Source organism: Streptomyces sp. SAT1 (assembly GCF_001654495.1).
In the GTDB taxonomy this organism is placed as follows: domain Bacteria; phylum Actinomycetota; class Actinomycetes; order Streptomycetales; family Streptomycetaceae; genus Streptomyces; species Streptomyces andamanensis.
Genome location: NZ_CP015849.1, coordinates 4,005,811 through 4,019,067, shown reverse-complemented (window position 1 = coordinate 4,019,067; position 13,257 = coordinate 4,005,811). Strand labels below are relative to the sequence as shown.

Genomic DNA, 13,257 nt, shown 5'->3' with positions numbered 1-13,257 from the left:
TCCGTGGCGGCCGGTCCGGCCTGCCGGGTGTCTGCCCCCGTGGTGTGGCGATTCGTTTCGTCAGCCGGCGATCAGATGGTCGAACTCGCCGTCCTTGATGCCCAGCAGCATGGCCTCTATCTCCGCGCGCGTGTAGACGAGCGCGGGACCGTCGGGGAAGCGGGAGTTCCGCACCGCCACGTCCCCGCCCGGCAGGCGCGCGAACTCCACGCACGAGCCCTGTGAGTTGCTGTGCCGGCTCTTCTGCCAGGCCACCCCTCGCAGCCGTTCGGCCGCCATGCCGTTGTACACGTCGCACTCCCCGTACACGCCCTCGACGTCGTGGTTCACAGGTCGCTCCCCGGTGGTGCACTGGCTGGTATGGCCATTGATGCATCGGTCAACTGATCCGGATCATAACCTTGTTCATGTGCAGGTGCATGAGCAGATGCACGTGCACGCGGAGTGGTGCGGCCGTTACAGCTTTGACGAGCGCTTTACCGAAGCTGATGCAGCGTTTGCCCCCGAAAGGACCGGGCATGCGCGTCCCGTGCCCTGTCCGTCCGCCGGGCGCGCCCGTACTCCGCGCCCGTACTGACACGTGCACTCCAGGAAAGACGCACGGGAGGCCCGCGGTGTTCCGTCTCCGCGCGGGGGTTGCGTGAACGTGACCCGATAGCCTGCCGGTGGTGCACCGGCCGCCGGTCGGAACACCGCCGCCAGGTTGGGGGAGCTCGGTGAACAGGACGGTCAAGACAGCCAGGACGGCCAAGACAGCCAGGACAGCCGCGTCGGCGAGCAGGACGGCCGTGGCGGTGCGGGTCGGTGCCGTCGCGCTGTTGGGCGCGTTCGTGCTGGGAGCTTGCAGCAGCGGGGGCGGGGACCAGGGCGGAGACTCGGGTGCCGGGGGTGCCGAGGGGGATGTCTCCGGTGGCGCCACGCCGTCGGCCACGGGCGGCGGGAGTACGGATGGCGGAGGTACGGGCGGTGGGGGCGCGGGTGCCACGGACGGTGCGCTGAACGGCAGTTGGCTCACCACCAGCGGCGGCAAGGCCGTGGTGCTCATCATCACCGGCCGTCAGGCGGCCCTGTTCTCCACCGACCGGACCACGTGCACCGGGACCGCGACCGGGCAGGCGGGCAAGGACGTGATCCGCCTGGACGCGTGCAAGGCGCGGTCGGCGGGCACGGTCGAGACCGTCAACAGGACCACGCTCCAGGTGACCTGGGAGGGTGGACTCGGCAAGGAGACCTACACCCGGGCCGAGGGCGGGGCGCTACCGTCGGGGCTGCCCACGGCGAGCAGCGGTTCCTGAGCGTCCGCGAGACCCACGGGGTCCCGCAAGGTCCGCGACGTCCGAGGCGGGTGGGGCGGGCAACCGCGCGGCCCGCTCGTACGTGATGATCGTCGAGCATCGTCACGACCCGAGGAAGCAGCACATGCGCGCCATTCCCCTCACCGTCACCGCCGTAGCCGCGGCCCTTCTCCTCGCCGCCTGCGACAGCGGCGGCAGCGGATCCGACAGCGACACGGGCAGCAAGAACACCGACAGTTCCGCCGGCTCCGCCGGTTCGGCCGGTCCCGCCGGTTCCGCCTGCCGTATCGGCGAGGTCGGACTCCAGGTCGGCCCCGCCAACGCCGCGCCCGCCGCCGGTGACACGGGCGACGTCCCGGTCACCCTCACCAACCGGGGTGCCCAGTGCACCCTGGACGGCTTCCCCACCGTCACCCTGGCCGCCGGAAGCACCTCGGCGACCGTGAAACCGGACGAGGCGGGCCAGCCGCAGAAGCTCACCCTCGCCAAGGGCGGCACCGCGTCCTTCACCCTGACCTATGTGCGGGGCAAGGAGGGCGACGGGAAGAGCCTCGCGGCGACCTCGCTGAAGATCGCCCTGCCCGGTGCGGCCGACGCCCTCGACTCCAAGTGGTCCTACGGCCCGGTGCAGGGCAAGAAGGACGCGAGCGAGCCGGACGCGTCGGTGACGGCCTTCCAGCAGGCGGGGGACTGACGAGCCGGGGCCGACGGGCGGAGGGCTGCGCGGAGGACCGCGCGGAGGGCGACCGGCGACGACCGAAGCCGGCCGTCCGGGTCTGGTCGGGCGGTCGGGCAGTCGGGCAGTCGGGCAGTCGGGCAGTCGGGCAGTCGGGCAGTCGGGTTCAGTCCAACCGGCGGCGGGATCTCATCTGCGCCCGGTCGGCCGCCTGCGCGCCCTCCGTCCAGCCCGCCTCGTCGCTCACCCCCCGCAGCCGGGTGGTGGTCGTCTCCGGGAACAACCGGTCCAGCCGGTCGCCCACCGCGACGTCCCGGCTCGCCAGGACCGGCAGCAGGTCCTCGGTGATCTGGGTCTCGGCGGCAGCGGCGAGGCGGGTGCCGATGCGATGGGCGTAGGCGGCCAGGAAGGACTGCCGGAAGGTCTTGGTCCGTTTGCGTCCGCCGGCCCGCTGCGCCGCCTCGGCCCTCGCCATGGCGGTCGTGGCCTGCACGAGGAGTGAGGTGTACAGCAGCTCCACCACCTCCAGTTCGGCCTCGAAGCCGACGACGGTCGAGAAGCCCAGGGGCTCGTTCCACACCGCGCGACAGCGGTTCGCGGTGGCGACGGCGTCCAGCAGTACGGCCTTGGCCTGCTCGTACGGCGGCTCGACACCGATCCGGCAGGCGCCGGGCGCGTCGGGCGCGGGAGCACGGGCGGCGAGCAGCGCCTCGTCGACGCTGTGCCGGGCCATCAGCTCCTGCGCCTTGGCGCTCAGCGCCTCCGCCTCCTCCGGGAACCCGGTCGCCTCGGCCTTGGCCAGCAGCGCGCGGATCCGGCCGAGCATCCGGGACTCGGCCCCCGGCGCCCCCGCCGGGGCGGGGCCGGCCGCCTCGTCCAGGTGCTCCAGCGCGGGCAGCCGCAGCAGCAGGCGGTACAGCTCCAGCACGGCGGTGGCGTACGAGAAGCGGTCGGTCCGGCCCGGCTCCGCGTGGGTCAGCTCGTCGAGCTGGGCGGTCCAGCGCCGCCCGCGCGGCCCGTCGTGCCGGGCCTGGGCCCGGATCAGCGAGGCGGCGAGGCGTACGTGCTCCTCACCCAGCTCACGCCCCACGATCCGCACCACGTCGGCGGGCTGCCAGCCGCGCTGCCAGGCGACCGCCACGAACTCCTCGCCGCGCCGCCCGAGTTCGGCGTCCGCGGCGGGGGCGGCGGCGAGCAGGGAGGCGCCCGTGTCGAGGGCGTCGTCGGAGGCGGCGTAGAGGGCGGCCCGGAGAGCGCGGTCGACGACGGTCCCGGGTTCGCCGGAGGAACCAGAGGAGCCAGAGGAGCCAGAGGAACCAGAGGAACCAGAGGAACCAGAGGAACCAGAGGAAGTGGAGGAGCCGGAGGAACTGGAGGGACCGGAGTGGTCGGAAGGATCGGCGGAGCTGGTCGTACGGGTCACGGACCGATCGTGCCACGCCGGGCCGACGGACCGACTGACCGTCCACAGCCTGTGGACAACTCTGCGACTCGCGAGCGGTGAGGCACCACGGCCTTCATGTCAACCCGAGGTTGACACCCCACCACTGTCAACCTACGGTTGACATATGACGAACCCCAGCATCCGGTCGACGGTCCGTCTCGACGACCTCATCTCGGCCATCAAGAACGCTCACCAGGAACCCCTCGAACAGCTCCAGGACGCCGTCATCGCAGGCGAGCACCTGGGCGAGGTGGCCGACCACCTCATCGGGCACTTCGTCGACCAGGCCCGCCGCTCCGGCGCCTCCTGGACCGACATCGGCGCGAGCATGGGCGTCACCCGGCAGGCCGCGCAGAAGCGGTTCGTGCCCAAGGAGTCCGCCGATCTCGACCCCAGCCAGGGCTTCAGCCGCTACACGGCCCGCGCGCGGAAGGTCGTCATGGCCGCGCACGAGGCGGCCAAGTCCGCGGGGAACACCGAGGGACTGCCCGCCCACCTCGTCCTGGGCCTGCTCAGCGAGCCGGAGGCGCTCGCCTCCAAGGTGATCCAGGAGCAGGGCGTGACCCTGGAGGCGGTCCGGCGGGCCGCGTCCGCCGCGCTGCCGCCGGCATCCGCCGACGCACCCGACCTCGTCCCCTACGGCCCCGCCGCCAAGAAGGCCCTGGAACTCACCTTCCGCGAGGCCCTGCGCCTCGGCCACAACTACATCGGCACCGAGCACATCCTTCTCGCCCTCCTGGAGCAGGAGAACGGCGACGGCCCGCTGAGCGGCCTCGGTCTCGACAAGGCACGCGCCGAGCAGTTCGTCACCCGCCTCCTGGCGGAGTTCCTGACGGACGGCGAGGCACCGGCGGCCCCGTCCGGTGAGGCACCGGACGGGCCGGCCTGATCGGAGGGTCAGCGGGCCCTCCGGCTCTCCTGAGTTCCGTCCGTCCACAGGTCCGGCCGATTGTCACAGGTGCCTGCGAGACTCTCGGCATGACCGACCGCTGGGCTCTCGCTCCGGCCGAGGACGGTGGCGCCGACGTCGCCCCCCTCGGTCCGGACGGGCTGCCCTCGGGCCCGGTGCGCCGCGAGCCGGACCTCGCCGAGTCCGTACGGAGCAGACCGGACGTCACCCGTTGGGTGTGGCGCTCCACCGCCGAGGTCTATCCGCGCCTGCTCGACGCGGGTGTGCGCGTCGAGCGGTGCTACGACATCGAGGACGCCGAGACGCTGCTGCTCGGCCACGAGGGACGGCACGGCGAGCCCCGTTCGGCCGCGGCGGCCCTGGCCCGGCTGCGCGGCGGCCCCGTACCGCGCGATCCGCCGCAGCGGGCCGCCGAGCCGGGCTCGCAGTCCCCCCTCTTCGAACCGCGGGGCACCCACCTGCCCCTCTCCGACCTCCTCGCCGTCTACGCCGAGCAGCAGCGGCGGCACGACAGGACCGCCCATCCCGACCGCATGCACCTGCTGACCACCGCCGAGTCGGCCGGGATGCTGGTGGCCGCCGAGATGAACCGCGCGGGCCTGCCATGGGACGCGGACGTGCACCGCGGCGTCCTGCGCGAGCTGCTCGGCGAGCGGTACGCGGGCGGCGGCGAGCCCCGGCGGCTGGCCGAGCTGGCGGAGGAGGTGTCCGCCGCCTTCGGCCACCGGGTGCGGCCCGACCTGCCCGCCGAGGTCGTCAGGGCCTTCGCGCGGGCCGGGGTCAGGATCAGATCGACGCGCCGCCGCGAGCTGCACTCGGTGGACCACCCGGCCGTGGCACCCCTGCTGGAGTACAAGAAGCTGTACCGGATCTGGGTCGCCCACGGCTGGACCTGGTTGCAGGACTGGGTGCGGGAAGGGCGGTTCCGCCCGGAGTTCCTGGCGGGCGGCACGGTCACCGGGCGCTGGGTGACCCACGGCGGGGGCGCGCTCCAGATCCCGAAGGTGATCCGGCGTGCCGTGGTCGCCGACCCGGGGTGGCGGCTGGTGGTGGCGGACGCGGCGCAGATGGAGCCGCGCGTGCTGGCGGCGATCTCCCGCGACCCGGGCCTGATGGAGGTGGCGGGCCGGGACGGCGACCTCTACCAGTCGGTGTCCGACCGGGCCTTCTCCGGCGACCGCGCCCAGGCCAAGCTGGCCGTGCTCGGCGCCGTCTACGGCCAGACCTCCGGGGACGGCCTGAAGAACCTCGCCGCGCTGCGCCGCCGCTTCCCCCGCGCGGTGGCCTATGTCGACGAGGCCGCGCGCGCCGGTGAGGAGGGACGGCTCGTACGGACCTGGCTGGGCCGCACCTGCCCGCCCGCGGCCGGGGCGACGGACGAGGCCACCCAGGAGGCCGGCCTCCCCCAGGACGATCCGGACGACCAGGACACCGGCCGGAGCCCCGACCAGGGCTGGACCCCGGGGTACGCATCCGGTGACGCCCGCGCCCGGGGCCGCTTCACCCGCAACTTCGTCGTCCAGGGCAGCGCGGCGGACTGGGCGCTGCTGCTGCTCGCCGCACTGCGCCGCGCCTGCCGGGACATGGCGGCCGAGCTGGTCTTCTTCCAGCACGACGAGGTGATCGTGCACTGCCCGGCGCACGAGGCCGACACCGTCGCGGCGGCGATACGGGAGGCGGCGGAGCTGGCCGGACGGCTCACGTTCGGCCCGACGCCGGTGCGGTTCCCGTTCACGATGTCGGTGGTGGAGTGCTATGCCGACGCCAAGTGACGCCGCGGGGACGGCCTTGATCAGATGATCGGAGGCCGGCCCAGCCGGGTGAGCCGCCACACGGTCCGCCAGCGCATGGGCCGCCGCTCCCCCGCCGGCCGGCGCAGCCCCTCCGCGAACCCGCCGAGCCACGCCCGCAGCCCGGCGGCCGACCGCGTGCGCACGAGGGTGAGCAGCGCCCATACGCCCAGGTGGACCGGGATGAGCGCGAGGGGCAGCCGTCGGCGGGCCAGCCAGACCCGGTTGCGGGCGGTGACGCGGTAGTAGATGGCGTGCCGGGCGGGCGAGGTCTTCGGGTGCCGCAGGAGCAGTTCGGGGGCGTAGAGGATCTTCCAGCCGGCGTCGGCGGCCCGCCAGGCCAGGTCGGTCTCCTCGTGCGCGAAGAAGAACTCCGCGGGCCAGTCGCCGGTCTGTCCGAGCATCCGCATGCCGAGGGCGTGCCCGCCGCCGAGGAAGCCGGTGACGTACCCGCCGCGCATCGGGTCGGCGGAGCCCACACGGGGCACGTGCCGCTGCTGGGTCTCCCCGTTCTCGTCGGCGATGCGGAATCCGACGATGCCGAGGCGGGGATCGGCGGCGTACAGGTCCCGTACGCGGCGCAGCACGTCCGCGTCGACGAGGAGCCCGTCGTCGTCGAGGTCGACGACCACATCGACGTCGCCGAACTCACGCAGCCGGGCGAGGGCCGCGTTGCGCCCGCCCGGACAGCCGAGGTTCTCGTCCAGCTCGACGGTGGTGACCTCGCCGGGCAGGGAGAGCCGGTGGGCGAACTCGGGCAGCCGGCAGCCGTTGCCGACGATCACGATGCGCGCGGGCGCGAGATCCTGTGCGGCGACGGACCTCAGCAGGGCGTCGACCTCGTCGGGCCGGTTCCCCATGGTCACCACGGCGACGGCGATCCGCGGCCCGCGCGCTCGCCTCGCCCCCACCCCCACCGCCTCTTCCGCTTCTGCCGCCTCTTCGGCTTCTGCCGCCTCTTCCGCCCTGGCCGCCCCTGCCGTCACGTTCCGCTCACCCCATCCGCACCGGCGGCGCCCGAGCCCCTGTCTCACGGCGTTCCGCTGATTCCGCTCGTTCCGCTCCTCGTTCACGAAGATGTTGCCTCAGTTCCGCCCGTAGTCCTGACACGGCGTGGCCTCGTGCCCGGTTTCCCGCCCCACCGCGGTGCGTCCCGCCGCTGCCCGCGGTGTACCCCGCACCGGTTCCTGCGGTACTCCTGAAGATCCACGGCGATCGAGCACCCGACACCCGACACCCGCACACGGACCCAGCCACCGAATCGAGGGAAAGAGCACCCATGCGCCTGCGCTGCGCCGTACTCGACGACTTCCAGAACGCCGCGACCACCGCAGCCGACTGGTCACCGCTGCACGACCGGGTGGAAGTCGTCTCCCACTGCGAGCACTTCGCCACGGAGGACGCCCTGGCCGGGGCGCTCGCCGACGCCGACATCGTGGTGACCCTGCGCGAACGGGTCGCGTTCCCGGCCTCCCTCCTCGACCGGCTGCCCCGCCTGAAGCTGCTGATCGCCTCCGGCATGCGCAACTCGGTGATCGACCGCGCGGCGGCGCGGGCGAACGGCGTGACCGTGTGCGGGACCGAGAGCTCGCCGACACCGCCGGTGGAACTGACCTGGGCCCTGCTGCTCGGCCTGGCCCGCGGGATCGTCCAGGAGAACAACTCCCTGCGGTCGGGCGGCCCCTGGCAGTCCACTGTGGGCGCCGACCTGCACGGCCGCCGCCTCGGCCTGCTGGGACTCGGCAAGATCGGCAGCCGGGTGGCGCAGGTGGGGCTGGCCTTCGGCATGGAGGTCACGGCGTGGAGCCAGAACCTCACGAAGGAACGGGCGGACGAAGCGGGCGTGGCCTTGGCCCCGAGCAAGGAGGAGCTGCTCTCCACCGCCGACTTCGTCTCGGTCCACCTGGCCCTGGGCGACCGCACCCGCGGCCTCCTCGGCGCCCGCGAACTGTCCCTCCTGAAGCCGACCGCCTACCTCGTCAACACCTCCCGCGCCGCCATCGTCGACCAGGACGCCCTGCTCACGGCGCTGCACGAGGGCCGGTTCGCCGGAGCGGGCGTCGACGTCTTCGACACCGAACCCCTCCCCGCCGCCCACCCGATGCGCACCGCCCCGCGCCTGCTGGCCACCCCGCACCTCGGCTACGTCTCCCGGGCGAACTACGCCCGCTACTACGGCCAGGCGGTCGAGGACATCGAGGCGTACCTGGCGGGGACCCCGATCCGCCTCCTCGGCTGACCGCCCCCGGCACCGCCCGCCCGCTCGATAACATCGACCGACAGACACACAACCGGGCTGACGGCCCGGCGGAACGCCGAACGGACCGACAGGCGGGGGAAGGGGCCGGCGCGGACATGGGCGGGGTGGCACGGCTGCGCGTACCGGTGGGCGAGGACGCCGAGCGGTGGATCACCCGCACCGGCTGCCGCCGCGTCCTGTTCATCGTCCACAACGTGACCTCGGCGACCCGCCTGCTGGACACACTCCCGCTCTTCGACGGCGACCTGCGCGTCCAGCTCTTCGCCACCTGCACGGGCTCCTCCCCCTTCCTCGCCGGAGTACCCGAACTCCTCTCCCGATCCGGCCTGCCCGTCCTCCCCTGGTCACAGGCGAAGGACACCGACTTCGACCTGGCGATCACGGCGAGCTATGGGGGCGAACTGGAGGCTTTCCGGAGCAAATTGGTGGTTCTGTCGCATGGGGTCGGATACAATAAGAAGCTGGCAGCACCGAGCACCGAGCACCGAGCACCGAGCACCGAGCACCGAGCACCGAGCACCGAGCACCGAGCACCGAGCACCGAGCACCGAGCACCGAGCACCGAGCACCGAGCACCGAGCACCGAGCACCGGTCTTCGGTATGTCGCCGGAGTGGCTGCTCGATGACGGGCGGCGCCCGCTGGCGACCGCGACGGTGCTCTCCCATCCGGAGCAGTTGGAGCGGCTGAGCGCGTACTGCCCGGAGGCCGCGCCCACGGCCGTCCTCGCCGGTGATCCCTGCTACGACCGCATCCTCGCCGCCCTCCCGCGCCGCGACCGTTTCCGCCGTGCGCTGGGCGTCGGTCCCGGCCGCCGGCTGATCGTGCTCAACTCGACCTGGTCGGCGCGCTCGCTCTTCGGTGACACCACCGGGCAGGGCGGCGAACCGGCCGACGCCGACGACCTGTTGCCCTGGCTGCTCTCCCGGCTGGCCGCCGAACTGCCCGCCGACGAGTACCGCGTGACGGCCGTGCTGCACCCCAACGTCTGGTACGGCCACGGCCCCGGGCAGGTCCGGGCCTGGCTGGACCACGCGCGGCAGGCCGGACTGGATACGATCCCGCCGCTCGACGGCTGGCGCCAGGCGCTGATCGCGGCCGACTGCGTCCTCGGGGACCACGGCAGCGTGACGTACTACGCGGCGTCCATCGGCGTTCCCGTCCTCCTGGGCGCCTTCCCCGAGGAGGCCCTCGACCCGCACTCCCCCGTCGCCGCCCTGGTGCGCACCGCTCCCCGGATCGTCCGGCACGGCACCGGTCAGGGGGCCCTGCGGGCGCAGATCGACCAGGTGATCGCCTCGCACGAGCCGGGCCGGTACCGGCGGCTGGCCGCGCAGACGACCTCGTCACCAGGCGAGTCGGGCCCACTGCTGCGCCGTCTGTTCTACGGCCTCATGGACCTGCCCGAGCCCAGCGGACGGCCCGCCCTGCTCGACCCGCTGCCGCTGCCGCCGTACACACCGGACCGGCGCACCGCGCCGGTCCGGGTCCTGACCCGGCTGCTCGGCGCCGGTCCACCAGAGGTCGCGGTGGTCCGCCGCGCCACCACAGAGGAGAATCCCGAGACCGAGACCGAGACCGAGACCGAGACCGTGTCCGGGACCGAAACCGCGTCCGGGACCGAACACGACACCGCCGCCCACACCGTGGTCGACGAGGACACGAAGCACGCGGGGCGGCTGCGGATCGCCGACATCGTCGTGCGCCGTGGGAGCGCGGACGACCCGAGGGTCGGACCGCCGGGCGCCTGGGTGGCGGAGGCACTCGCCCGGTACCCGTACTGCGGTCTGGCCGCCTACGTCGACGGTGTCGACCGCTGTGTCGTCGGCACCCGGGAGGGCGCGCTGCTGCGGCTGACGGCGGACGCGGCTCCGGACGGCAGGGCCGACCTGTGCGATCCGGCGGCCTACGCGTCCGCACTGTACGCGTGGACCACCGGCGAGGCCGCCGCCGGCAGGCCCGCGCACGAGGCCGTCGCCGAGATCGTCGTACGGACCGGCCGGACGACCCACCGCGTACGGATCGACCCCCTGGAACCACCGCACCCGCAGTGGTGAGAGCGGGGCACTGTCATTCCTCCAGCTCGGCCAGCCGGGCGCGCACGCGGGCCAGGGCGGGCTGATCACCGCCGCGCTCGTGGAGCGGCACGGTGGCCCGCAGGTCCGCACGCTCGCCCTCCGCCCGGCCGGAACGGCGGTGGCAGTCGGCCCGCAGCTCCAGGGCGTAGGCGAGCTGCGGCTCGGCGCCCTCCGCGCTCATGATGTCGACCGCCTTGTCCAGGCACACCAGGGCGTGTTCGACGGCCCCCGCGGCGAGATGCGTCTCGCCCAGGCTCATGTACACCCGGCCCTCGTTGTACCGGTCGGCGCCCCCGGGCAGATCGCGGAACTGCACGAGCGCGGTGTTGAACCTGTCGACCGCCTCATCGAACCGGCCCTGCTTGGCCTGTGCCCGCCCGGTGTGGTGCTCCAGCAGGGCGCGGGCCCGCGGGAGGTCCTCCCGGCCCTCGTCGGCCTGTCCGATCCTGCTCAGGACCCGGCCGGCCTCGATGAAGCTCTCCTCGGCCTCCGCCCACCGCCACTGCTTCAGGTGGAGCAGCCCCAGTGCCTCGACGGCGCTCGCCTGCCCGCGGTGGTGACCGCAGTCCGCGTCCGCCGCCACCGCCTGCGTCAGGGCCCGCTCCGCGTCGGCGGCGCGGCCGAGGCCCATGTAGGCGAAGGCGAGCTGGACCAGCACCCGGCTCACGGCCCGCCGGTCGCCGAACTCGGCCGCGCTGCGCCGGGCCGCCGCCACGCCCAGCAGATGGGTGTCGACCCACTGCTCGTGGAAGCCGAGCCGCAGATGCAGCCCCCACATCGCCTCGCACAGCTGCCAGACGAGATCGTCGAACCCGTGGTGCGCGGCGGCCCGGACGACCGCCGCGAGGTTCTCGCGCTCCTCGCGCAGTTCTTGCAGCGCGCGCTTGCCGTCCTCCGGGTCGCGGTTCTCCTGCCGGACGAGCGCCCTGTAGGCGGGACCGAGCCGCCACCGGGACGGAATGACCCGGAAATCGGCACCTGCCGCGAACCGTAGCTGCCCGACCGCGACCCGGCGCACGGCCGCGGCCATCCGCCCGTGCCCGTCCTCGGCGACCGCCAGGTCGTGCGCGAACGCACGCGCCACGTCGTGGAACCGATAGCGCTCCGGCGCCACCTCCTCCAGCAGGTGCACATCTGCCAGTTGTTCGAGCAGCAGGCGTGCCTCGCCCTCCTCGACACCGGCCGCGAGTGCCGCGCAGCGCACCGTGACCGTCGGCCACGGCCACACCGCCACCGCCCGGTAGAGGGCGGCGCACTCCGGTGCCAGTTCGCGGTACGCGCCGTCGTGCGCGAGCCGTACCGGGTCCCCCGGTGTCCCCTCCGGCATCGCCGCGCCCTCCTCCTGGCCGTCCCCGCCGCCGGATCCCGTACGCCGCTCGGACAGTTGCCGGGCCACCCGCTCCCACGCCAGGTGCTCCCGTACGGCCAGGCGCGCGCCGGTGGTGCACAGGGCCAGCGGGATCCCGCCGGTCCCTTCGGCGACGGCCCGCACGCCCGCCTCCGCGCCCGCCGCCCGCTCGTCCCCGACGATCCGGGTCAGCAGGCGCACCGAATCCTCCGGGGTGAGCGGTGGGACGGTGAGGTGCCGCGCCCCGGTTCCGGCCACCAGCCGGTCCAGCCGGCGCCGGCTCGTCACCAGGACCAGGCAGTCGGGCGAGGCCGGGAGCAGCGGCAGGACCTGGGCGTCGGAGTGGGCGTTGTCCAGCACGATCACCAGACGACGGCCGGCCGTGCGGTCGCGGTAGAGGTCACGCTGGCGTGCCTCGTCTCCGGGCACCGCGGCGGACGGCGTCCCGAGCCGTTCGAGGAAGCGGACCAGCACGTCGGACGGCGCCAGCGCCGTCTCGGCGGAGGCACCGGCCAGGTCCACGTACAGCGCACCGTCCGGGAAGCGGTCTGCCAGGACATAGGCGCAGTTGACCGCGGCCGCGGTCTTGCCGATGCCGCCAGGACCGCTGAGCACGGCGACCGCCGGGGCACCCCGTGTGCGGCCGGTCTCCTCCAGCAGCGCGGTCACCGCCGCCGTCAGGTCCTCGCGGTCCGTGAACACTCCGGTCGCCGGTGGCAGCATCCGCGGGCGGACGGCCCCGTGAGCCCCGCCGCTGCCGGCTCCCGGCGCCAGCGAGGCCGCCTCGTCGAGCCACCGGGCCACCTCACCGGCGAAGTCGGGCGACCGGCGGGCGACCTCCGTCAGCCATAACGCCGCCGCACGCTGCTCGGACTCGGTCACCGGCAGCGTCGGCGCCCGCCCGCCGCCCGGAGCTCCGTCGGCCCGGACCCCCGCGGCCCGTCCCGGAGCGGCAGCCACAGTCCCCTGCTCGTCACGCGCCCGGCTCAGCAGCCCGAAGAGCGTCTCCGAGGTGCGTCTGCCCATCTCCCCGCCCGCACCGGACAACGCACCGGACGCGACCGTCCCGACGGCCGACAGCACCACTCCCATGAAGGGTTCCACGCAAGACTCCCCCAACTCGCCGGTGAGCCAGATCGTATCGACCGCCCCCGGCACACCAGAAGCCCACAGCACCCCGCCCCGGCCCCCACCGTCGACCGCACCCCGCCCGACGCCCCCCCCCGAAACAACAAAGAAGCCAGGCCACACATGAGGTGACCTGGCTTCTTCCCAGTGGAGCCGCTTTCGGGATTCGAACCCGAGACCTACGCATTACGAGACCATGAGCGATCGTGTTGCGCCGTGCCTCGTCATGCTGTTCGGTGACGTTTGCCTGATCAGAGCAGGCGTGACAGGTTGACCCGTGCCACCCCGTGATGCACTGTCCAACGGTGTCTGTCCACCGGCTGTCCACC

General features: G+C 73.6%; 10 protein-coding genes. 6 read left to right on the top strand and 4 right to left on the bottom strand.

The window, feature by feature from the left end:
- Positions 1 to 60 precede the first annotated feature (60 nt).
- Positions 61 to 330: a DUF397 domain-containing protein gene (locus A8713_RS17310; RefSeq protein WP_064534395.1), complete on the bottom strand. Its 270-nt coding sequence runs from the start codon at positions 328 to 330 to the stop codon at positions 61 to 63.
- Between the two features lie 386 nt (positions 331 to 716).
- Here A8713_RS17310 and A8713_RS17305 point away from each other — a divergent pair, with 386 nt between their 5' ends.
- The gene (locus A8713_RS17305) at positions 717 to 1,295 is read left to right on the top strand and encodes a hypothetical protein (protein WP_079159018.1); all 579 of its coding nucleotides are present in this window, start codon (positions 717 to 719) and stop codon (positions 1,293 to 1,295) included.
- Between the two features lie 124 nt (positions 1,296 to 1,419).
- Complete coding sequence (locus tag A8713_RS17300; RefSeq protein ID WP_064534393.1) at positions 1,420 to 1,989, top strand: DUF4232 domain-containing protein; 570 nt, start codon at positions 1,420 to 1,422, stop codon at positions 1,987 to 1,989.
- A gap of 148 nt (positions 1,990 to 2,137) precedes the next feature.
- Here A8713_RS17300 and A8713_RS17295 read toward each other — a convergent pair whose 3' ends face one another.
- On the bottom strand, positions 2,138 to 3,394 hold the full coding sequence (locus tag A8713_RS17295) for a DUF2786 domain-containing protein (RefSeq protein WP_064534392.1): 1,257 nt from the start codon (positions 3,392 to 3,394) through the stop codon (positions 2,138 to 2,140).
- A gap of 145 nt (positions 3,395 to 3,539) precedes the next feature.
- On the opposite strand from A8713_RS17295, the gene A8713_RS17290 reads away from it, so the two are divergent.
- Together A8713_RS17290 and A8713_RS17285 are read left to right on the top strand one after the other, a co-directional pair.
- Positions 3,540 to 4,304 (top strand): Clp protease N-terminal domain-containing protein, encoded by a 765-nt coding sequence (locus A8713_RS17290; RefSeq protein WP_064534391.1) that lies wholly within the window; start codon positions 3,540 to 3,542, stop codon positions 4,302 to 4,304.
- A gap of 89 nt (positions 4,305 to 4,393) precedes the next feature.
- On the top strand, positions 4,394 to 6,097 hold the full coding sequence (locus A8713_RS17285; protein WP_064534390.1) for a bifunctional 3'-5' exonuclease/DNA polymerase: 1,704 nt from the start codon (positions 4,394 to 4,396) through the stop codon (positions 6,095 to 6,097).
- A 20-nt stretch (positions 6,098 to 6,117) separates the two neighbouring features.
- On the opposite strand, the gene A8713_RS17280 is transcribed toward A8713_RS17285, so the two are convergent.
- A complete protein-coding gene (locus tag A8713_RS17280) occupies positions 6,118 to 7,032 on the bottom strand; it encodes a glycosyltransferase family 2 protein (RefSeq protein WP_079159017.1) in 915 nt (304 codons plus the stop codon).
- Positions 7,033 to 7,394: 362 nt separating this feature from the next.
- Between A8713_RS17280 and A8713_RS17275 the strand changes: the two genes are divergently transcribed.
- Together A8713_RS17275 and A8713_RS33605 are read left to right on the top strand one after the other, a co-directional pair.
- A complete protein-coding gene (locus tag A8713_RS17275; protein WP_064534389.1) occupies positions 7,395 to 8,354 on the top strand; it encodes a D-2-hydroxyacid dehydrogenase family protein in 960 nt (319 codons plus the stop codon).
- 622 nt (positions 8,355 to 8,976) lie between these two features.
- On the top strand, positions 8,977 to 10,431 hold the full coding sequence (locus A8713_RS33605; RefSeq protein ID WP_064534388.1) for a hypothetical protein: 1,455 nt from the start codon (positions 8,977 to 8,979) through the stop codon (positions 10,429 to 10,431).
- A gap of 13 nt (positions 10,432 to 10,444) precedes the next feature.
- On the opposite strand, the gene A8713_RS17265 is transcribed toward A8713_RS33605, so the two are convergent.
- On the bottom strand, positions 10,445 to 12,904 hold the full coding sequence (locus A8713_RS17265; protein WP_237305402.1) for a tetratricopeptide repeat protein: 2,460 nt from the start codon (positions 12,902 to 12,904) through the stop codon (positions 10,445 to 10,447).
- Between the last annotated feature and the right edge of the window lie 353 nt (positions 12,905 to 13,257).